This is a genomic window from Streptomyces sp. NPDC056987, from assembly GCF_042673865.1.
GTDB lineage: Bacteria > Actinomycetota > Actinomycetes > Streptomycetales > Streptomycetaceae > Streptomyces.
Genome location: NZ_JBHURV010000046.1, coordinates 37505 through 58456, shown reverse-complemented (window position 1 = coordinate 58456; position 20952 = coordinate 37505). Strand labels below are relative to the sequence as shown.

General features: G+C 70.4%; 18 protein-coding genes and 4 tRNA genes. 12 read left to right on the top strand and 10 right to left on the bottom strand.

Annotated features, from left to right (window positions below; all coding sequences use genetic code 11):
* Positions 1 to 15: 15 nt before the first annotated feature.
* The 4 genes from ACFTZC_RS35905 (at position 16) to ACFTZC_RS35890 (ending at position 2442) form a co-directional block, all read left to right on the top strand.
* Entirely contained in the window at positions 16 to 222 is a 207-nt protein-coding gene (locus tag ACFTZC_RS35905) for a DUF4177 domain-containing protein (protein WP_365810593.1), read from the top strand.
* Between the two features lie 141 nt (positions 223 to 363).
* Positions 364 to 927, top strand: a complete 564-nt coding sequence (locus tag ACFTZC_RS35900; protein WP_382897253.1) for an ArsR/SmtB family transcription factor — start codon at positions 364 to 366, stop codon at positions 925 to 927.
* Positions 928 to 974: 47 nt separating this feature from the next.
* Positions 975 to 1916 (top strand): M23 family metallopeptidase, encoded by a 942-nt coding sequence (locus tag ACFTZC_RS35895; protein WP_382897251.1) that lies wholly within the window; start codon positions 975 to 977, stop codon positions 1914 to 1916.
* A gap of 40 nt (positions 1917 to 1956) precedes the next feature.
* A complete protein-coding gene (locus tag ACFTZC_RS35890; protein WP_382897248.1) occupies positions 1957 to 2442 on the top strand; it encodes a MarR family winged helix-turn-helix transcriptional regulator in 486 nt (161 codons plus the stop codon).
* Here the strand turns inward: ACFTZC_RS35890 and ACFTZC_RS35885 are convergent.
* Positions 2439 to 3113, bottom strand: a complete 675-nt coding sequence (locus tag ACFTZC_RS35885) for an FMN-dependent NADH-azoreductase (protein WP_382897246.1) — start codon at positions 3111 to 3113, stop codon at positions 2439 to 2441. The two genes, ACFTZC_RS35890 and ACFTZC_RS35885, sit on opposite strands and share 4 nt — an antisense overlap.
* A gap of 169 nt (positions 3114 to 3282) precedes the next feature.
* Between ACFTZC_RS35885 and ACFTZC_RS35880 the strand changes: the two genes are divergently transcribed.
* From ACFTZC_RS35880 to purM, 6 genes are all read left to right on the top strand, one after another.
* Entirely contained in the window at positions 3283 to 3954 is a 672-nt protein-coding gene (locus tag ACFTZC_RS35880) for a nitroreductase (RefSeq protein WP_382897243.1), read from the top strand.
* Positions 3955 to 4065: 111 nt separating this feature from the next.
* On the top strand, positions 4066 to 4794 hold the full coding sequence (locus tag ACFTZC_RS35875) for an SDR family oxidoreductase (protein ID WP_382897240.1): 729 nt from the start codon (positions 4066 to 4068) through the stop codon (positions 4792 to 4794).
* A gap of 27 nt (positions 4795 to 4821) precedes the next feature.
* Positions 4822 to 5664: a sterol carrier family protein gene (locus ACFTZC_RS35870; protein WP_382897238.1), complete on the top strand. Its 843-nt coding sequence runs from the start codon at positions 4822 to 4824 to the stop codon at positions 5662 to 5664.
* Between the two features lie 60 nt (positions 5665 to 5724).
* A complete protein-coding gene (locus ACFTZC_RS35865; RefSeq protein ID WP_382897235.1) occupies positions 5725 to 6633 on the top strand; it encodes an META domain-containing protein in 909 nt (302 codons plus the stop codon).
* Between the two features lie 75 nt (positions 6634 to 6708).
* Positions 6709 to 8235 (top strand): amidophosphoribosyltransferase, encoded by a 1527-nt coding sequence (gene purF, locus ACFTZC_RS35860; protein WP_382897233.1) that lies wholly within the window; start codon positions 6709 to 6711, stop codon positions 8233 to 8235.
* Positions 8236 to 8311: 76 nt separating this feature from the next.
* On the top strand, positions 8312 to 9382 hold the full coding sequence (gene purM, locus ACFTZC_RS35855; protein WP_382897230.1) for a phosphoribosylformylglycinamidine cyclo-ligase: 1071 nt from the start codon (positions 8312 to 8314) through the stop codon (positions 9380 to 9382).
* Positions 9383 to 9552: 170 nt separating this feature from the next.
* On the opposite strand, the gene ACFTZC_RS35850 is transcribed toward purM, so the two are convergent.
* On the bottom strand, positions 9553 to 9819 hold the full coding sequence (locus ACFTZC_RS35850) for a DUF3073 domain-containing protein (protein ID WP_365810575.1): 267 nt from the start codon (positions 9817 to 9819) through the stop codon (positions 9553 to 9555).
* 330 nt (positions 9820 to 10149) lie between these two features.
* Positions 10150 to 11247 (bottom strand): Leu/Phe/Val dehydrogenase, encoded by a 1098-nt coding sequence (locus ACFTZC_RS35845; protein ID WP_382897227.1) that lies wholly within the window; start codon positions 11245 to 11247, stop codon positions 10150 to 10152.
* A 156-nt stretch (positions 11248 to 11403) separates the two neighbouring features.
* Between ACFTZC_RS35845 and ACFTZC_RS35840 the strand changes: the two genes are divergently transcribed.
* Together ACFTZC_RS35840 and bldC are read left to right on the top strand one after the other, a co-directional pair.
* Positions 11404 to 12273 carry a hypothetical protein gene (locus tag ACFTZC_RS35840; protein ID WP_382897225.1) on the top strand — a complete coding sequence of 290 codons (870 nt, stop codon included), beginning with the start codon at positions 11404 to 11406 and terminating at the stop codon, positions 12271 to 12273.
* Between the two features lie 569 nt (positions 12274 to 12842).
* The gene (gene bldC / locus ACFTZC_RS35835) at positions 12843 to 13049 is read left to right on the top strand and encodes a developmental transcriptional regulator BldC (protein ID WP_003949541.1); all 207 of its coding nucleotides are present in this window, start codon (positions 12843 to 12845) and stop codon (positions 13047 to 13049) included.
* 489 nt (positions 13050 to 13538) lie between these two features.
* Here the strand turns inward: bldC and ACFTZC_RS35830 are convergent, their stop codons facing one another.
* From ACFTZC_RS35830 to ACFTZC_RS35800, 7 genes are all read right to left on the bottom strand, one after another.
* Positions 13539 to 13748 carry a DUF6274 family protein gene (locus ACFTZC_RS35830; protein WP_382897222.1) on the bottom strand — a complete coding sequence of 70 codons (210 nt, stop codon included), beginning with the start codon at positions 13746 to 13748 and terminating at the stop codon, positions 13539 to 13541.
* A gap of 535 nt (positions 13749 to 14283) precedes the next feature.
* Positions 14284 to 14358 (bottom strand) — tRNA-Asp (locus ACFTZC_RS35825).
* Between the two features lie 90 nt (positions 14359 to 14448).
* The gene (gene hrpA / locus ACFTZC_RS35820; protein WP_382897220.1) at positions 14449 to 18438 is read right to left on the bottom strand and encodes an ATP-dependent RNA helicase HrpA; all 3990 of its coding nucleotides are present in this window, start codon (positions 18436 to 18438) and stop codon (positions 14449 to 14451) included.
* A gap of 167 nt (positions 18439 to 18605) precedes the next feature.
* A tRNA-Phe gene (locus tag ACFTZC_RS35815) sits at positions 18606 to 18682 on the bottom strand.
* Between the two features lie 21 nt (positions 18683 to 18703).
* Positions 18704 to 18778: transfer RNA gene (locus tag ACFTZC_RS35810), tRNA-Asp, on the bottom strand.
* Positions 18779 to 18817: 39 nt separating this feature from the next.
* Positions 18818 to 18890 (bottom strand) — tRNA-Glu (locus tag ACFTZC_RS35805).
* Between the two features lie 141 nt (positions 18891 to 19031).
* Positions 19032 to 20882 carry a metallophosphoesterase gene (locus ACFTZC_RS35800; protein WP_382897217.1) on the bottom strand — a complete coding sequence of 617 codons (1851 nt, stop codon included), beginning with the start codon at positions 20880 to 20882 and terminating at the stop codon, positions 19032 to 19034.
* Positions 20883 to 20952 lie beyond the last annotated feature (70 nt).

Genomic DNA, 20952 nt, shown 5'->3' with positions numbered 1-20952 from the left:
GGAGGGGAAGGCACCATGTCGTACGAGTACAAGGTCGTCACGTTCCGGGAATCGCTCATAGGCGACGCCCTGGACGGCGACAAGCTGGAGAAGATCCTCAACAAGCACGCCGAGGACGGCTGGGCGCTGAAGTCCATCACGGCGGCGGACGTCAAGGGCCGGATCGGTCCGGGCGCGGTCGAGGGACTGCTGCTGACGCTGGAGCGCCCGCGCGAGGCGTGACGCACTCACGGCCTGACGGCCTGACGGTCCGAGTTGAGCCCCCGTCCCGGGTTTTCCGGGGCGGGGGCTCAGCTGTGTGCCCGTGCGCCGCGCACGAGCGCCGCCTTCCCTAAGTATTACGTAGTTACGTAGTATCGCGGCATGGAGCTTGAGGAGCGCGTCGCCGAACTGGAGCGCAGGCTGGCGGCGTTGGAGCGCGCGGACCGCGATCGCGGGGCCGGGAGCCGATCCGGCGCCCGGGGCGCGGACGGGACGGCCGGGACGGACGGCGCGGAGTCGCCGCTGCCCGGCGGCGACCTCTGGGCGCTGCACCACCTCAAGTCGGAGCTGAAGAGGGCCGGTTCGCCGGGCGGGGGAGTGCTCTACACCGGCTCCGTACGGCTGCCCGCGGGCGAGCGGTACGAGTGGCAGTACGGCGCGCTCACCGACGGACTGCTCGCCGCCGACTGGTCGGGGACCTCGGAGTCCTTCGCCGCGCTCGGCCATCCCGTACGGCTCCGCCTGCTGCGCGAGATCCTCGGCGGCCGGCGCACGACGGCCGAGCTGGCGGAGGTGGACGGACTCGGCACCACCGGCCAGCTCTACCACCACCTGCGCCAACTGACCGGCACCGGCTGGCTGCACACACCGGGCCGGGGGCGGTACGAGATCCCGGCGGCCCGGGTCGTACCGCTGCTGGTGATGATCACCGCCGCGGGCCCGTAGCTCCGTCACCACCCATGACCGATCGAACCACCGGGGGGAACGAAACGATGTCCGTGAGTGAGATGGAGAAGGAGAAGGGCCGCCGGAGCCGGGCGCGGGCCATGACCGCCTTCCGGCTGTCCTGGCTGGTGTTCTGCGTCCTGGTCTTCGTCGGGGCGCACGTCAGCCTGCCCTTCAGCTACTGGTGGATCTGGCTGCCCGCGGGGATCGGGATCGCGCTGCTGGTGTGGATGGGGCGCACGGCCCGCGCCCAGCACGCGGTGCGCCCGCCGGCGGTGGAGGTGGACCCGCCGGTCAGGGGGTGCTGGCAGGCGGTGAACAGCCCGGCGGACAAGGTGCCGAGCCATGGGACGTACGGGTACGGGCAGGCGTACGCGATCGACATCGTGGCGGAGCCAGGCCCGGAGGCCGGCCCGCGCGGTCCGGAGGCCGGCACGCCCGACACGCTCAGCCCGGAGTCCGGCTCGCCCGGCACGGCAGGACCGGCGTCCACCACGCCGCCGCCGTCCCGTCCGGCGTTCGCGTGGCTGTGGCCGGTCGCCCGCCGCAACGAGGACTTCCCGGCCTTCGGCGCACCGCTGCTCGCGGTGGCCGACGCGACGGTCGTCCACGCTTCCGACGGCCAGCGCGACCACCTCAGCAGGAACTCCCTGGCCGGCCTGGTCTATCTGATGCTCTTCGAGAGCGTGGTACGGGACCTCGTCGGGGCGCACCGGATCTTCGGCAACCACCTGATCCTCGACCTCGGGAACGGTACGTACGCGGCCTACGCCCACCTCCGGCAGGGCTCGCTGGAGGTCGGCGTGGGCGACCGCGTCTCGGCCGGGCAGCCCCTGGCCCGCTGCGGGAACTCGGGCAACTCCAGCGAGCCGCACCTCCACTTCCAGCTCATGGACCACCCGGACCTGAACGTCGCCCGCGGCATCCCGTTCCGCTGGAGGGGTGTCGGTGTCCCGTCGAACGGCGAGAACTTCGTGACCGGGATTTAGTTTCAATCGATACCGTATTGAGTGAAGTAGTCTCTGTTTCATGGCCGCCGACGTTCCTCACCAGACCAGCGCCTCACATGCGACCGACCGCCCCGGGGATGTCTCGCCGTTCGCTCTCGGCCTGCTGCTGCGCCGGGCGCACTGGCGCGCCGCCGCGGTGATGGGTGAGGCACTTCGGCCGCTCGGCGTCGAGCTGCGGCATTTCGCGGTGCTGATCGTGCTGGTCAATCGCGGGCCCACGGTCCAGCGTGACCTGGCGGCGGAGACGGGGTCGGACAAGGCGGGGATCATGCGGGTCGTGGACGACCTGGAGCGGAAGGGGCTCGCCGTACGCAGGGCCGTTCCGGGTGACCGGCGGGTGCGGGCGGTGGAGATCACGTCTCAGGGACGCGAACTCTTCGACGCGGCCCATGCGGCGGCGGAGCCGCTGGCCGAGCACCTGGCCGCCGAACTGGGACCCGGCGGGCCCGAGCAGCTGACGGACTTGCTGACCCGGTTGGCCCACCCCGCGGGTCCCGAGGCTTAACGCGCGTCCCTCCCGGCGGCTTCCGCGGCGAGCCGTTCCGCGAGTTCCTTGGCCTTGGTGGCCGCTTCCTCGAAGGCGCGCTTGCGGGACACCTCGTAGAGGGGGACCAGTTCCGACATGGCCGGGTTGCGGGGGGCCAGGGTGAGTTCCGGGACGATGAAGTCGAGGTCCAGGCCGAGCGTTTCCTTCAGGACTGCCTCCAGATAGTTCTGTACGAACTCGTAGCCCTCGCGCGGGGTGCCCGGCGCGTAGGAGCCGCCGCGGCTGGCGATGACGATCACCGGAGTGCCCTGGGCCGAGGGGGCCCCGCCCGCGGTGCGCCCGAGCAGGAACACGCTGTCCAGCCATGCCTTCAGGGTCGACGGGATCGAGAAGTTGTACATGGGGGCGCCGATCAGGATGGCGTCCGCCGCCTCCAGTTCCTCGATGAGCTGCACGCGCGCGGCGAACGCGGCGGACTGCTCCGGGGTGCGCTCGGCGGGGGCGGTGAAACCGGCGGTCCAGGCCGCGGCGGTGATGTGCGGGACGGGGTCGGCGGCCAGGTCGCGGTAGATCACCGTGCCCTCCGGGTGCTGCTCCTCCCAGGTCCTGCGGAAGGCGGCCGAGACCGAACGGGACGAGGACGCCGCGCCCGGGAGCACGGACGAGTCGATGTGCAGCAGTGTGGTCATGGGTTTTCTCCAAGGAATGGTGTCCCCGGCGGGAAGCCGGGGCCGGGGCTTTCGTGGGCCCGACGATAGTTGCACACGATACGGTATCGAATGATACGGTCGTGAGTGTAATGAAGATGGATGACGACGAACCCACGAACCCGTTGAAGCGGATGGAGGCGGGGTGATCATGGACGTCTACCAGGCGGTCACGAGCCGGCGAGCGGTGCGCGGATTCACCGACCGGCCCGTCCCGAGGGAGGCGCTGGAGCGCGTGCTGTCCGCCGCGGCCCGGGCGCCGTCCGGCTCGAACCTCCAGCCGTGGCGCGCCTATGTCGTGACCGGTGAGCCGTTGGCCGAGATCAAGAAGCGCGCCGTCGGGCGCCTGGCCGCGGGCGACTCCTGGGACGAGGCGGAGTACGAGATGTACCCGCCCGCGCTGAAGTCCCCGTACCACGAGCGCCGGTCCGCTTTCGGTGAGCAGCGTTACGGAGCGCTCGGCATTCCGCGGGAGGACACCGAGGCGCGCCAGCGCGCCGCCTCCGCGAACTGGGACTGTTTCGGCGCGCCCGCCGCCCTGTTCTGCTACATCGACCGCGGCATGGGCCGGCCCCAGTGGTCCGACGTCGGCATGTATCTGCAGACCGTCATGCTGCTGCTCCGTGCCGAAGGACTGCACAGCTGTACGCAGATGGCGTGGGCGAAGTTCCACAGGACCGTCGCGGCGGTCCTGTCACCCCCGGAGGAGCTCATCCTCTTCTGCGGCATGTCGATCGGATTCGAGTGCGTCACGGCGGGCGGCGACGTCCGTACGGGCCGCGCGCCGCTCGACGAGACAGTCACGTTCGTCGACGGCCGCTGACGTCACCCGCGGTCGGCGGCGAGCGCCGGTCATTGCCCTGCCCACATAACTACCCAAGTGTCATATTTCACACAAAGACGAATAAGCGCAAAGACGAATGAAAGGCATGTCATGAAGGTCGCAGTCATCGGCGGTACCGGGCTCATCGGATCGCAGGTCGTCAAGAATCTGAACGCCGCCGGACACGAGGCGGTACCGCACTCGCTGTCCAGCGGGGTGGACGTCATCAGCGGCCAGGGGCTGGACGCTGCGTTGGCGGGCGCCGACGTCGTCGTCAACCTGACGAACTCCCCGACGTTCGACGAGGCCTCCCTGGCCTTCTTCCAGACCTCCATGGACAACCTGCTGGCCGCGGCCGGCAGGGGCGGCGTCGGCCACTTCGTCATCCTCTCGATCGTCGGCGCGGAGCAGGTGCCGGAGCTGGACTACTACCGCGCCAAGGTGCTCCAGGAGAACCTCCTCGCCGCCGGGCCGGTCCCGTACTCGATCGTCCGGGCGACACAGTTCATGGAGTTCATGGACGCCACCATGTCCTGGACCACCGACGGCGACACCGTCCGGCTGCCCGCCACCCCGATCCAGCCGATCGCCGCCAAGGACGTGGCCGCCGCGGTGGCCGAGGTCGCCGCGGGCGCCCCGCTGAACGGCATCCGCAACATCGCCGGCCCGGAGATCTTCTCCCTCGACGAGGTGGGCCGTATCACCCTGTCCCGCAAGGGCGGCAGCCGTACGGTCGTCACCGACCCCACGGCCGGCATGTTCGCCGCCGTCAAGGGCGACGTCCTCACTGACAAGGACGCCCACCTCGCCCCCACCCACTACGCCGACTGGCTCTCCTGACCCTGTCGACCTCGTTAACCTCGCCCCATGCCACCTGCCAAGAAGCGTGCCCGCAGCTACGACTCCGCCAAGATCCGGGCCGCCGTGCTGGCCCAGTTCGGGAATGTCCGCGCGGCGGTCGGACGCCTCACCCCCGAGCAGCTCGCGTCGCCCAGCGGGCTCGGGGAGTGGAGAGTGCGGGAACTGGCCGCGCATCTGTGCATGGCGGTCGAGTCCGTCAACCTCTACATCGAGCAGATCGAGCAGATCGAGCAGATCGAGCAGGAGGGGCGGACCCGGGACCGGGACCGGGACCGGCGGGGGGAGCCCGTCACCCTCGCCACCTGGCCCTTCGCCACAGCCGCGCACGCCGGTGCCATCTCCGGGAGCGTCACCGAGTACGCCGCGTCGGCCGCCCCGGACGAGTTGTTCGCCCGTACCGCCGCCCGGATCGAGGCACTGCTGCCCGGCGCCGACGACGACCGGGTGGTGGCGATGCGGCTCGGGGCGATGCGGCTCGGGGACTATCTCGTCACCCGGACCGTCGAGTTGATCGTCCACACCGACGACCTCAACCGCGCCGCCGGGCTCGCCGTGCCCTTCGACCGGCAGGCGCTCGCCGCCTGTACCCGGGTGCTCGCCGACGCGCTCGCCGTCAAGGCGCCCGGTTCGGCCACCGAGGTACGGGTGCCGCCGTACGCCGTCGTGCAGTGCGTGGCCGGGCCGCGGCACACCCGGGGGACCCCGCCCAACGTGGTGGAGACCGATCCGCTGACATGGATCCGGCTGGCCACCGGCCGTACGGACTGGCGCACCGAGATCGACGCGGCGCGGGTCGGCGCGAGCGGGGAGCGGGCGGATCTCGGTGGTCTGCTCCCGCTGATGGGGTGACGGGCCGGGAGACGCACGGGCGAGGCGGAACCGTACCGTGACCCGCCTCGTCCCACGGGTATGCGGAAACAGAAGATCATCCATGGCCCTCGCGTCACTCACATCGCCGCCGTCACCACGGCCGCGCTGCTCGCGCTGACCGCCTGCGGCACCGAGACGAAGGACGGGTCCGGTGCCGGATCCGGCACCGGGAACCGGGCCGGCGGCGGGTCCGTACAGACCGATCTGCCGCTCACCGGCGTCCGCTGGAGCGTCGACAGCGTGACGGTGGACGGCAGGAAGACCGCCGCGCCCGCCGGCGCCGGCGTCGAGATCAGCCCCCAGGGCCGGGCCAGCGCGCAGACCGGCTGCAACCGCATCAGCGCGGATGTCACCGTCGAGGGCGACACCGTCACCATCGGTGAGAAGGACACCACCCTGGTCGGCTGCGACAAGGAGATGGAGGGCTTCGAGAAGGCGCTCGACGGCGCGTTCGCCGGGAAGCTCACCGCCAAGGTCCAGGACAAGAAGCTCACCCTCACCACGGCGGACGGCGACACGATCGCGCTGACCTCCGAGGAGCCCGAGGACGCCGCGCCCCTCGCCGGGACCAGGTGGACGGTCGGCTCGCTCACCGAGAACGAGACGGCGACCTCCGTGCCGCAGGGCGCCGAGGGCAAGGCGTTCTTCACGATCACTCTGGGTAAGGAAGCTCAGGCCGGCAAGGACGGGGAGCGCACCGGCTCCGTCGAGGGCAGCCTCGGCTGCAACCGCTTCAAGGCGCCCGCCACCGTCACGGACACGACCCTCACCCTCGGCCGGATCACCGCCACCCGCAAGCTCTGCCCCGGACCCGGGATGACCCTGGAACGCCAGGTGCAGAAGGTGCTGGAGGGCAAGGTCACATATGAGCTGCGCCACCGGGACCTCAACCTCAAGACCGCCGAGGGGGAGGGGATCGGAGCCCTCGCTGCCACCCCGGAGAAGTAGCCGGAAGGGTCCGCGGGGGCCCTGGTCCGCATCCCCAATTCGGACCAGTGGTCGATCTCGCCTACACTCGGTGGCGTGCCTCGTGGTGATGGACGACTCAACCACGACCTGCTCCCCGGAGAGAAAGGCCCCCAGGACGCTTGCGGCGTCTTCGGAGTCTGGGCCCCGGGTGAAGAGGTCGCCAAGCTCACCTATTTCGGACTGTATGCCCTACAGCACCGTGGACAGGAGTCCGCGGGCATCGCAGTGAGCAACGGGTCCAAGATCCTGGTTTTCAAGGACATGGGCCTCGTCTCACAGGTCTTCGACGAAACCTCCCTCAGCTCCCTCGTGGGGCATATCGCGGTGGGCCATGCCCGCTACTCCACCACCGGAGCCTCGGTGTGGGAGAACGCGCAGCCGACCTTCCGGGCCACGGCCCACGGCTCCATCGCGCTCGGCCACAACGGCAATCTGGTCAACACCGCCCAGCTCGCCGAGATGGTCGCGGACCTGCCCAAGGAGAACGGCCGGACGACCCGGGTCGCCGCCACCAACGACACCGACCTGGTCACGGCCCTGCTGGCCAGCCAGTCGGACGCCGACGGCAAGTCCCTCACGGTCGAGGAAGCCGCCGCCAGGATCCTGCCCGACGTCCAGGGCGCCTTCTCGTTCGTCTTCATGGACGAGCACACCCTCTACGCCGCCCGCGACCCGCAGGGCATCCGCCCGCTCGTCCTCGGCCGGCTGGAGCGCGGCTGGGTCGTCGCCTCCGAGGGCGCGGCCCTCGACATCTGCGGCGCCTCCTTCGTCCGCGAGATCGAGCCCGGCGAGCTGATCGCCATCGACGAGAACGGTCTGCGTACGCAGCGATTCGCGGAAGCGAAGCCCAAGGGCTGCGTCTTCGAGTACGTCTACCTGGCCCGCCCGGATACGGACATCGCCGGTCGGAACGTCTATCTCTCCCGGGTCGAGATGGGCCGGAAACTGGCCCAGGAGGCCCCGGTCGAGGCAGATCTGGTCATAGCCACGCCCGAGTCCGGCACCCCCGCCGCCATCGGGTACGCGGAGGCCAGCGGTATCCCGTACGGATCCGGTCTCGTCAAGAACGCCTACGTCGGCCGGACCTTCATCCAGCCGTCCCAGACCATCCGCCAGCTGGGCATCCGGCTGAAGCTGAACCCGCTGAAGGAAGTCATCCGCGGCAAGCGCCTGGTGGTCGTCGACGACTCGATCGTCCGCGGCAACACCCAGCGCGCCCTCGTCAAGATGCTCCGGGAGGCGGGCGCCGCCGAGGTCCACATCCGGATCTCGTCCCCGCCGGTCAAGTGGCCGTGCTTCTTCGGCATCGACTTCGCCACCCGCGCGGAGCTGATCGCCAACGGCATGACGGTCGAGGAGATCGGCGTCTCCCTGGGCGCCGACTCGCTCTCGTACATCTCCATCGACGGGATGATCGAGGCGACCACGATCGCCAAGCCCAACCTCTGCCGCGCCTGCTTCGACGGCGAGTACCCGATGGAGCTCCCCGACCCCGAGCTGCTCGGCAAGCAGCTCCTGGAGACCGAGCTGGCGGCGGGACCGGCCGCCACCGCCGCGTCCGACGCGCTGCGCAGGCCGTAGCGCCGCCCGCGCCGCACCGTCCCGGGCCCTCCGCATGATGTTCGACGACCTCACGACGACAGGAAAGTACCCAGCCATGTCCGAAACGACTACTGGTGCCAGCTATGCCGCCGCGGGCGTCGACATCGAAGCCGGTGACCGCGCGGTCGAGCTGATGAAGGAGTGGGTGAGGAAGACGAAGCGCCCCGAGGTCCTCGGCGGCCTCGGCGGGTTCGCCGGCCTCTTCGACGCCTCCGCCCTCAAGCGCTACGAACGCCCGCTGCTCGCCTCCGCCACCGACGGCGTCGGCACGAAGGTCGACCTCGCCCGCAAGATGGGCGTGTACGACACGATCGGCCGCGACCTCGTCGGCATGGTCGTCGACGACCTCGTCGTCTGCGGCGCCGAGCCGCTCTTCATGACCGACTACATCTGCGTCGGCAAGGTCCACCCCGAGCGGGTCGCCGCCATCGTCAAGGGCATCGCCGAAGGCTGTGTGCTGGCCGGCTGCGCCCTGGTCGGCGGCGAGACCGCCGAGCACCCCGGACTCCTCGGCGAGGACGACTTCGACGTTGCCGGCGCCGGCACCGGCGTGGTCGAGGCGGACCGGCTGCTCGGCGCTGATCGCATCCGTACGGGGGACGCGGTCATCGCGATGGCGTCCTCAGGACTTCACTCGAACGGGTACTCGCTCGTCCGCCACGTGGTCTTCGACCGGGCCGGCTGGTCGCTGGAGCGCGAGGTCCCCGAGTTCGGCCGGACGCTCGGCGAGGAGCTGCTGGAGCCCACCAAGATCTACTCGCTGGACTGCCTGGCCCTCACCAGGACGACCGAGGTGCACGCGTTCAGCCACATCACCGGCGGCGGCCTGGCGGCCAACCTCGCCCGGGTGATCCCGGACGGGCTGCACGCCACGGTGGACCGCTCGACGTGGACGCCCGGCGCCGTCTTCGACGTGATCGGCACGGCGGGCCAGGTGGAGCGCCTGGAGCTGGAGAAGACGCTGAACATGGGCGTGGGCATGATGGCGGTCGTCCCGGCGGAGTCCGCCGACGCCGCCCTCACCACCCTCGCCGACCGCGGTGTGGAGGCGTGGATCGCCGGCGAGATCACCGAGCGCGCGGACCACACCACCGGAGCTGCGCTGACCGGCGACTACGCGAGCTGACGTGCCGACCCGCGCCGCCGACTACCGGACTCCACGGCCGGCGCGGGAGTGCGCGGCCGGCACGGAACCCGGCAGGGAGCCCGGTGCGGACAGCACAGAACCCGGTCCAGGGCTGCGCGCCCCGGACCGGGCTGATGCTGATGACGAGCTGACGCTCGGGATGTACGACGTCAAGCGCCGCGGCGCCGGGCCGAGGGGCCGGACTCGCCGTCCTCGTCCTCGTCGTCGTTGTACCGATCCGCGTTGTAGCGGTCCGCGTACTTTGCGTACGGGTCATCTTCCTCGTCGTCATCCTCGAACGGCTCGCCGTTCGGCGGTTGACTTGAAGGCGATGCGCCCAGCTCGTTGGCCAGACGCGACAGGTCTGTCCCGCCGCTGTTGTACTTCAGCTGGCGGGCGACCTTCGTCTGCTTGGCCTTGGCCCGGCCGCGCCCCATGGCTCGACCCCCTCGGTGACGGGGCTCGACGGCCCCAGAGTCTTGACACGCGTTCATGAATCAGAACGAGCTCTCCGCGGAGACACCCGTCCGTAGGGCTTCAACGGTACCTGCTTCCGCGGCCATACGGTACGCCGCCCGCATGACGCGCCCCGGTGCAGGGCCGGCGAGACGCCCCGTCCTCGCTGGTCAGCAGCGATTTTAACCTCTTCTGGAGGGGCGACCCGCCGACCGGCGTGAGTCTGGTCTCCCCGCCCGCCCCCGGCCCGCTCCCCGCCCCGCCCGTACGCCGGTGAACACGCTCGGTGACTCCTCGGGCCTGCTGGGTGATCATCCTCGGGGATGACGCGCTTCGGCCATCCTGTGCTCGGCGATCCGGTCGGCCGCGGCGGCCGGCGGAATCCCGTCCTCCTTCGCACGTGCGAAGATCGAAAGAGTCGTGTCGAAGATCTTCGCGGCATTGGCGCGGCACCGCTCGAAGTCGAAGCCGTGCAGCTCGTCGGCGACCTGGATGACGCCGCCCGAGTTCACCACGTAGTCGGGCGCGTACAGGATCCGGCGGTCGGCGAGGTCCTTCTCGACGCCCGGGTGGGCGAGCTGGTTGTTGGCCGCCCCGCAGACGATCGCCGCGGTGAGCACGGGCACGGACGCGTCGTCCAGCGCACCGCCGAGCGCGCAGGGCGCGTAGATGTCCAGGCCCTCGGTACGGATCAGCGTCTCCGTGTCGGCCACGGCGGTGACCTGCGGGTGCGCCTCCGTCACCCGGCGTACCGACGCCTCGCGCACATCCGTGACCACGACCTCGGCACCGTCCTTGAGCAGGTGCTCCACCAGGTGGTGCCCCACCTTCCCGACACCCGCGATGCCGACCCGGCGCCCGCGCAGCGACGGGTCGCCCCACTGGTGCTGGGCGCTCGCCCGCATGCCCTGGAAGACGCCGAAGGCGGTCAGGACGGAGGAGTCGCCCGCGCCGCCGTTCTCGGGGGAGCGCCCGGTGGTCCAGGCGCAGGTGCGTGCGACGACGTCCATGTCCGCCACGTACGTACCGACGTCGCACGCCGTGACGTACCGGCCGCCGAGCGAGGCCACGAACCGGCCGTAGGCCAGCAGGAGCTCTTCGCTCTTGATCTGCTCGGGGTCCCCGATGATCACCGCCTTGCCGCCGCCGTGGTCGAGCCCGGCGAGGGCGTTCTTGTACGACATGCCCCGGGAGAGGTTCAGCGCGTCGGCGACGGCCTCCTCCTCGGAGGCGTACGGGTAGAAGCGGGTGCCGCCGAGGGCCGGGCCCAGGGCGGTCGAGTGGATCGCGATGACGGCCTTGAGGCCGCTGGCGCGGTCCTGGCAGAGCACGACCTGCTCATGGCCCCCCTGCTCCGAGCGGAACAGGGTGTGCAGTACGTCGTTGTGCGCGCCGGAAACATCGGTCACGGTGGTGACTCCCCAGTAAGAAACGGCGTCGGTCCCTCCGGTGGGTGGTGGAGCGACCGTCGGGCAAGCAAGAGAGTAAGTCCTTTGCGGTCGTGGATCAGCCGCAGTGCCGAGGATCACCCCCTCGGGGGTGACGGACATGGGACGATGCGGCCCATGCCGGCGGTGTCTTCTGTCCATGTCCCTTACGCGTCCTACCTGCGGGTGTACGAGCCGCTGGGGGCCTTCCCCGAACCGGAGAGGAGTCACTGGGCGCGCTACGCCAAGCGGGACCGTACGCCCGGCGCCCAGGACGAGCTGCGGCGCTCCCTCGCGGACCTGCTGCCCACCCCGCCGGTGCCCGTGCCGGTGCACGAGAGCGGGGAGGCGTTCGTCACCGAGGTGGACGGCGTGGTGTGCGTCTGTCCGTGGCGGACGCGGCTGCGCGGCTGGCTGGCGCTGGAGGAGCTGAGCCGGACGCTGCCCGCCCCGCTGCTGGACGCGGTGCTCCCGCCGGTGGTGCGATTTCAGGCCACCTCGGACTACGAGCACTGGCGGGACCGGAATCCGGACGCGCGGCCGTGGATCAGGACGGCCCGCTGGCAGGTCCCGGTGGGCTGGTTCGCGCTCTTCTCCGACGAGGAGCGGCTGTACGAGAAGGAGAGCCCCGTCACGGACGCGTCGCCGGAGGCCGGCGACCCGGCGCCCGTGCTGCGCTACCGGACCCCGATGGTGCAGGCCAGGCGGCGGCTGGCCCGCGCGCTGAAGACGCTGCGGGAGACGCTGGACGACGGGCCCGTGGTCGAAGGTCTGGTCGAGGTGGGGCGGTGGCTGGAGGAGTTCCACCCGCGTTCACTGGTCGAACTGGACTACGGCGGTCTCGTCCACGTGATGTCCCGCGAGCAGCTGGCGGACGACCGCTCGGCCGCCGATGTGGCGGCGGCGGTCGCGGCGCTGCGGGACGGGGACGGCGAGGCGGCGGGGGAGGCGTACGCCCGGCTCATGGAGCGCTGGCGCGCGGTGCGGGACCGGCAGCACGCCAGCTGAGCGTGCGGGCCGGGTGCGCCGTATTCCGCCGGGAGGCGCTCACTCCTACCCGGCCCGCCCGCTCGGTCAAACGGTCATGGGGAAGCCATGGAACGGGCTTGGCCGGACCTTGAACCGGGCACCGGGGCAGAGGTCCCGATCCGGGCCAATGCCTCAAGGGTGACGGACCGCACTAACGGGGCTCTTGCGCCCATCGCCCCTCCTCGTGTCAAAATAGGACAAGGAGTCCGGGGAGGGCTCCATCCGTCCAAGTATGGGCGGAATGCTCGGCATTGCACTCTTTGTAGGGGGGCCAGTGACTCCTGATCATTCTGTGACTGATCGTATCTGTGACGTGACTGTCCGCTATGGCATGGTCCATCGGCTTCCGCCGCTGATGAACACCTCAGAGGGCAATTCCATCGGTTTGGCCTACGTGGCTGGACGGATGGTGTAGTTGTAGTGCCGAGGACAAGCCGTTCGTCCTATAACCGACTCGACCCGCGTCCGCCATTTCGGGCAACGCGGGTCAAGGTGCAGAATTTAGAGGAAAGAACCGAGAAGGTTCGGTTCTCCCGAGGAGGCCGCTCATGACCGCTCGCACCCCTGATGCCGAGCCGCTGCTGACCCCGGCTGAGGTTGCCACGATGTTCCGTGTGGACCCGAAGACGGTCACACGCTGGGCAAAGGCCGGCAAGCTCACGTCCATCCGCACGCTCGGTGGGCATCGCCGGTATCGCGAGGCAGAGGTCCGCGCACTGCTTGCGGGTATTCCGCAGCAGCGCAGCGAGGCCTGAACACCCCAGTAAGGCTCATTTAGGGCTCAAACCAAGCAGGGCACAGCCGGGTCCCCCATATCCGGTCGTCCCGACCCATGGCTCCACACGACGGGCACCTGCCCCAACAGGTGCCATGCCCACGCAAGACGGGTAAGTCGCCGATCGCGCCGGACTCCGCCGAGTCCGGCGCGATTTTTTTGTGCGCGGAAACGGTGTGGAACGAGTGGTTCCGGTGGTGACGGGGAACGGGTGGGGAAGGCTCGGACGGGGAGTGCAATTGCACATATGAAATTGATGCCTTGTAGGCAGGGTGTAAGTCCTGCCTTTGCAGGAAGTTACTGCGTGACTCCCGTCACATCCTTCAACTCTTGCCAACGGCGCGCGAACCGCTCGTGGGCACTTGTCAGATCATGGTCGCCAGGGACCCGGAACGCACTCCGCCACGCGGGACGGAGGCGCGACGACGGCGGCACGACCGCCGGCCGGCAGCCGAACACCAGTCAAACGTCAGGCTGCGGGAGGGGGTTGGCCGCCGGGTAACTTCACCATGAGGAAACCGCCGCCCTCCGGAGCGGCGCCGGGAGCCGTCACGGACTCGTCGACGAGCCGCTGGAGGCGATGGCAGACCGGGCAGTACCCGGTGGCGTGGGGACGGCCCGAAGCGGCCGCCAGGTGGGCGCGCAGCAGCGCGCCCGTCTCATGTTTCGTCTGCCTCACGGGCCGGGTCCGATTCGCCGGCCTCGCTGTTGATGCGGTCACGCACACCACCCCCGGTGCGGCCCCGGGATGCGACGGACATGGGGCCTTCTGCTTAGGTACCCCGGGCCGTGAACCCCGTCAAGACGCATCGCCCCCGCCCCGCCGGATTTGGGCACGCCATTACTGCGGCGTTACCGCTGCGTCGACCGCGCTTGCCGTATGCAATGGAGTCCGGCGCCGGGGACGGGCGAGCGCGGCGTACGGCAAAACGACCAGGTTCCGTACGCCCGCGCACCGGCACGCACCCGCCCGCGCACGTCCCGGGGCCGCGCACGCATGCCCCGGTAGGTCCCCACGGCGCGCGGCCGCGCACGGCGAAGGGCCCGCATCCGGTGATCGGATGCGGGCCCTTCATGTGCGGTCCTGACGGGATTTGCTGTGTCCGACGGCGGCCTGCGCCGCGGGCGCGGCCTCCGGGCGGCGGAACTCCCCTCGGAGAGCGCGCGTACGGTGAAAGGCCCGCATCCGACATCGGACGCGGGCCTCTCATATGCGGTCCTGACGGGATTTGAACCCGCGGCCTCCACCTTGACAGGGTGGCGAGCACTCCAAACTGCTCCACAGGACCAGGTTTCGCGGCCCCGTAGTGGCGGCTGCGAAACGAGACTCTACAGCAGCTCGGAGGGTGCGGTCGAACCGGATGCCGGCGGTCCCGGCATCACGGGGCCGCCGCGTCGATCGCCTTCACGATCCGCTTGTCCGAGACCGGGTACGCGGTGCCCAGCGCGTGCGCGAAGTAGCTCACCCGCAGCTCCTCGATCATCCAGCGGATCTCCAGCACCTCGCGCGGCACCGGCCGCCCCCGCGGCAGCTGTTCGAGCAGCCACGCGTACTCGTCCTGCATCTCGTGGACCTTCTCCATGCGCGTGGTGTCGCGCTGGACGGCCGTCGGCATCTGCTGGAGCCTGCGGTCCACCGCCACCAGGTAGCGCATCAGGTCCGGCAGCCTGCGCAGCCCCGTGAGGGTGACGAAGCCGGTCGGCACGAGGGCCGCGAGCTGGTTCCTGACGTCCTGGACGTTGTTGACCAGCACCAGGCTGTTCGTGGCCTTCAGACGGCGCTCACAGGACTGCCAGGCGGCCAGGATCTGCTGGACCTGGCCGACGGTCCGCACCGTCGCGTCGACGAGGTCGGCGCGCACCGAGTCGTACAGCTTCCGGAACGACTCCTCGTCCCACGCCGGGCCCCCGTGGTCCGCGATCAGTTTGTCCGCGGCGGCCGTCGCGCAGTCCTCGAAGAGCGCCTGCACCGAGCCGTGCGGATTGCGGGAGAGCGCCAGCTTCTGCTGGTTGGTGAGCTTGTCCGAGGCGAACTTCGCCGGGTTGACCGGGATGTTCAGCATGATCAGCCGCCGGGTGCCCGCCCACATCGCCTGCCGCTGCTCGGCCTCCGTGTCGAAGAGCCGTACGGCCACGGTCGCCCCCTGGTCGACCAGGGCCGGGTACGCCTTCACCGGCTGGCCGGCTCGCCGGGTCTCGAAGATCCGTACCAGCGGGCCGATGGTCCACTCCGTCAGCCCCGTCCGCTCGATCGCCTCCCCGCCCGCACGCTCCGCGGTGGCCGCGGCGGCCTGGGAGAGGGCCTTGCGGGCCTTGGGGCGCAGCTGGAGCCGCAGCTCCTCCAGGTCCTTCGCCTCGGCGACCTTGCGGCGCCGCTCGTCCACGATCCGGAAGGTGATCTTGAGATGGTCCGGGATCCGGCTCAGGTCGAAGTCCTCGGCGGCGACGGGCACGCCGACCATCCGCTGGAGTTCCCGCGCCAGCGTGACCGGCAGCGGCTCCTGGAGGGGCACGGCGCGGTCCAGGAAGGCGGCCGCGTAGTTCGGCGCGGGCACGTAGTGGCGCCGTACGGGCTTGGGCAGTGACCGGATCAGCTCCACGACCACCTCCTCGCGCAGCCCCGGGATCTGCCAGTCGAAGCCCTCGGCGGTGACCTGGTTGAGCACCTGGAGCGGGACGTGGACGGTGACGCCGTCCGCGTCGGCGCCCGGCTCGAACTGGTACGTCACCCGGAACTTGAGCGCGCCCTGGCGCCAGGAGTCCGGGTAGTCGTCCTTGGTGACCGAGCCGGCCTTCTCGTTGATGAGCATCGACCGCTCGAAGTCGAGCAGCTCCGGCTCCTCGCGCCGCTTCGCCTTCCACCAGGAGTCGAAGTGCGCCCCGGAGACCACGTCCTCCGGCACGCGGCGGTCGTAGAAGTCGTAGAGCGTCTCGTCGTCCACGAGGATGTCGCGGCGCCGGGCGCGGTGCTCCAGCTCCTCGACCTCGCCGAGCAGTTTGCGATTGTCATGGAAGAACTGGTGGTGCGTGCGCCAGTCGCCCTCGACCAGCGCGTTACGGATGAACAGCTCCCGCGACGCCTCGGCGTCGATTCGGCCGAAATTCACCTTGCGCTGGGCGACGATCGGTACCCCGTACAGCGTGACCTTCTCGTACGCCATGACGGCCGCCGCGTCCTTCTCCCAGTGCGGCTCGCTGTACGTGCGCTTGAGGAGATGGCCGGCCAGCGGCTCGATCCACTCGGGCTCGATCCGCGCGTTGACCCGCGCCCAGAGCCGGGAGGTCTCCACCAGCTCGGCGGACATGAGGAAGCGCGGCGGCTTCCTGAAGAGGGCGGAGCCGGGGAAGACCGCGAACTTCGCGCTGCGGGCGCCCAGATACTCGTTCCTGCCGCCCTCCTTCCGCGCGCCGTCCTTCCCGTCCCGCCCGCCGTCCTTCTTCGAGGCGTCCTTCTCCTTCACGTCCTTCATGCCGATGTGCGACAGCAGTCCGGCGAGGAGCGAGACATGGACGGACTGCTCCGCGGCGTCCTCCTCGTTGAGGTGGATGCCCATCTGCCGGGCGACCGTGCGGAGCTGGGAGTAGATGTCCTGCCACTCGCGGATCCGCAGGAAGTTCAGGTACTCCGTCTTGCACATCCGGCGGAACGCGGAGGACGACAGCGTCTTCTGCTGCTCCCGTACGTACCGCCAGAGGTTGAGGAAGGCGAGGAAGTCGGAGGTCTCGTCCTTGAAGCGGGCGTGCTGCTGGTCGGCCTGCGCCTGTTTCTCGGAGGGGCGCTCGCGCGGGTCCTGGATGGAGAGCGCGGCGGCGATCACCATCACCTCCCGTACGCAGCCGTTGCGGTCGGCCTCGATGACCATCCGGGCGAGCCGCGGGTCCACCGGGAGCTGGGAGAGTTTGCGGCCGAGCGGGGTGAGCCGCTTCTTCAGGTCCTTCTCCGCCATGTCGAAGGCGCCCAGCTCCTGGAGGAGCTGCACACCGTCGCGGATATTGCGGTGGTCCGGCGGATCGATGAAAGGGAACTTCTCGATGTCGCCGAGGCCGGCCGCGGTCATCTGGAGGATGACGGACGCCAGGTTCGTCCGCAGGATCTCCGCGTCCGTGAACTCCGGGCGGGAGACGAAGTCCTCCTCGGAGTAGAGCCGGACGCAGATGCCGTCGGAGGTACGGCCGCAGCGGCCCTTGCGCTGGTTGGCGCTGGCCTGGGAGATCTTCTCGATCGGCAGGCGCTGGACCTTGGTGCGGTGGCTGTAGCGGGAGATCCGGGCGTTGCCCGGGTCGATCACGTACTTGATGCCGGGGACGGTCAGCGAGGTCTCGGCGACATTCGTCGCGAGGACGATCCGTCGTCCGCTGTGGCGCTGGAACACCCGGTTCTGCTCGGCGTGCGAGAGCCGGGCGTAGAGAGGGAGGACCTCGGTGTCGCGGTGCGAGAGCTTCTGGAGCGCCTCCGCGGTGTCGCGGATCTCCCGCTCGCCGGAGAGGAAGACCAGGATGTCGCCCGCGGCCTCGCGCTGGAGTTCCTCGACGGCGTCGGCGATCGCGGTGATCTGGTCCCGGTCGCGCTCCGCGGTGTCGTCCTCCAGGAGCGGGCGGTAGCGGACCTCGACCGGGTACGTACGGCCCGAGACCTCGACGATGGGCGCGTCCCCGAAGTGCCGGGAGAAACGTTCCGGGTCGATGGTCGCGGAGGTGATGACGACCTTGAGGTCGGGGCGTCTGGGCAGCAGCTGGGCGAGATAGCCGAGCAGGAAGTCGATGTTGAGGCTGCGTTCGTGGGCCTCGTCGATGATGAGGGTGTCGTACGCGAGCAGTTCGCGGTCCGTCTGGATCTCCGCGAGCAGGATGCCGTCCGTCATCAGCTTGACGAAGGTCGCGTCCTGGTCGACCTGGTCGGTGAAGCGGACCTTCCAGCCGACGGCCTCCCCCAACGGGGTGTCCAGCTCCTGCGCGACGCGCTCCGCGACCGTACGGGCGGCGATCCGGCGCGGCTGGGTGTGCCCGATCATCCCGCGGACGCCGCGGCCCAGCTCCAGACAGATCTTGGGGATCTGGGTCGTCTTGCCCGACCCGGTCTCACCGGCGACGATCACGACCTGGTGGTCGCGTATCGCCTCCAGGATCGTGTCCTTCTTCTGGCTGACGGGCAGCTGCTCGGGGTACGAGACCTCGGGCACCCGCCCGGCGCGCAGCCGCGTCCGCTCGGCGGCCTTCCCGGCCTGACCTGCGATCTCGTCGAGCACGGCCTGGCGCGCTTCGGGTTTACGGATGCGCCGGGCGCCTTCGAGACGGCGGCCGAGCCGCTGCGCGTCACGCAGCGATACGTCGGCCAGCAGGGTCTGGAGGTCGGCGAAGGAAGTAGACATACCGAAACCAGGATCTCACCCGCGCCGACGGGGTGGCGAACGATTTCGTCGCGGGGCGGGCGGCCGGAGGGGAGCGGGGGTGTACCCACGGGTGCGCGGCAGGAGGCGCGGTACGCAGAAACCCCCGCCGGATTCCCCGGGCGGGGGCTTGACACCCTTGCGGGCGGTGGTGGCTGGGGCCGGGATCGAACCGGCGACCTATCGCTTTTCAGGCGATCGCTCGTACCAACTGAGCTACCCAGCCACGCAGCCTCGCGGCTGCAAGCGGTCCTGACGGGATTTGAACCCGCGGCCTCCACCTTGACAGGGTGGCGAGCACTCCAAACTGCTCCACAGGACCAAGCAATGTGCGAGCACCAGTCTCGCACATGGTGTTGCGTGCCCCCAACGGGATTCGAACCCGTGCTACCGCCTTGAAAGGGCGGCGTCCTGGGCCACTAGACGATGAGGGCTAAGGGCCCGCCTGGGCGCTTTCCAGCGCGTCGGGGACGTCCGAAGCATATGTGATGCGGGGAGCTATCGCCAAAACGGTTTACGGGGCCCTCTCGCAGGGCGTTTGCGCGGGGAGTTCCCCGGGCCGGGGGCGAGCCCGGTCACGGCTCGGGGACGGGGAGACCCGGCCCGGAGCGCGAGGGCGACGCGCTGCCGGGAGGACCGGAAGGGGCGCCGGTACCGGGAGGACCGGAAGGGGTGCCGGTGCCGGGAGGACCGGAAGGGGTGCCGGTGCCGGGAGGACCGGAAGGGGTGCCGGTGCCGGGAGGACCGGAAGGGGTGCCGGTGCCGGGAGGGCCGGAAGGGGTGCCGGTGCCGCGCCCCGTGGCCTGCCCCGTACCGGGGCCCCCGCCGGGACCCGTGCTCGCGTCGGTGCCGGGGTCCGTACCGGACTCCGCGCCGGGTTTCCCCGCCTCCTCCGGGAGGTGACGGCTGACCTCGGCCGTCGTCAGCCCGAGGCCGCCGAGCGTGATCTCGTCCCACGCCTGGAGCCGCTTGCTCGTCCGGTCCAGGTAGAGCACGGAGGCGCGGACCTTCTCCGGCTTCTGGTTCTGCAGCGCGCGCAGTCCGCCGCCGCCCGTCGAGCCCTCGATCTTCAGCCGGGTGCCGTACGGCAGTATCCGCGTCTCGCGGTGGTGCACGTGTCCGGCCAGGGCGAGCGGGACCACCCCGTCCGTCTGCTCCGCGGCCAGCGGGTCGTGGGCGACCGCGATGTCCACCGGGGTGCCGGCCCGCTCCTGGTCGCGCAGGGCCGACGCGAGCCGGATGCCCGCCATGCGCTCGGCCGGATCGCCCTGGACCTCCCTGGAGCGGTCCGGGGTGAACTGCGGGTCGCCCGTGCCGGCGATCCGGATCCCGCCGACGGAGACGGCCCGGCCGTCGTCCAGGACATGCACGTTCCGGGTGCGCTCCAGGTACTCCTGCGTACGGTCCGAGTCGTGGTTGCCGCGTACCCAGACATAGGGGACACCGAGGTCCTCGATCGGGTCGAGGAAGGTGTTCTCGGCCGAGGTGCCGTGGTCCATCGTGTCGCCCGAGTCGATGATCACGTCGATCCCGTACTGCTCCACGAGCGAGCCGATGATGTGCCACGCCGCCGGGTTGAGATGGATGTCGGAGACGTGCAGGACGCGGAGGGTGGCCGGGTCGGGCTGGAAGGTGGGGAGCGAGGACGTGGCGTCGTACAGCTTGGTCACGTTGGTGACCAGCCGGGCCAGCTCCTTCTGGTAGACGTCGAAGTCGGAGACGATCGAGCGGGCGTTGCCGACGACCTGGGGCGCGGAGGAGAGCAGCCCGGAGAACTTCGGCTCCAGCACCGACTGCGGGTTCCAGGTGGCGTACGCGCCGGCGGCGGAGGCGCCCAGCAGTGTGAACGCGAGGCCGCCGGCGGCGAGGGCGCGGCGGGGCCGGCGGTAGACGGCGAGACCGAGGGCGGTCGCGCCCGAGACGACGGCGACGACGGAGCGTACGGCCAGTTCGGTGGTGCCGCTCTTGACGTCGCGGCTGATCTCGCTCTGCAGCCCGGAGAGCCGCTCGGGGTGCTCCACGAGGGCGGTGGAGCGGACCGGGTCGAGCTGGTCCACGTCCACGTCCAGCCGGACGGGCCCGGTGTGCGTGGCCAGCTCCAGCGCGCCCAGTGGTGAGACATTGATCTTCGTGCCGCCGGTGAGGGAGGGGCGGAGCGTCATCCGGGTGTCCATGGGGCCGACCGGCGTCAGCACGCTGCCGACGATCAGCAGCCCGAGCCAGGCGCCGAACAGGACGACGGCGACCATGCCGAGCGCGCGGGCGAGGGGGCGCGGCGGGTGGACCTCGACGAGGGAAGTGGTGAGGCCGGCGGGGCGGCGGGGACGGAGACGGCCCGTGATGCGCGGGAGCGCGGGGAGTGCGGAGCGCAGGGTGCGGAGGGCTCGGAGGATGCGCGAAGGGAGGCGCGGGACATCACGGTCCATTGGGCGCGTATGCCCGGAGCGCCGGTCCGGCATGCCTGGCCGCCGCCAACAGGAGTAGTCCGCTTACGGG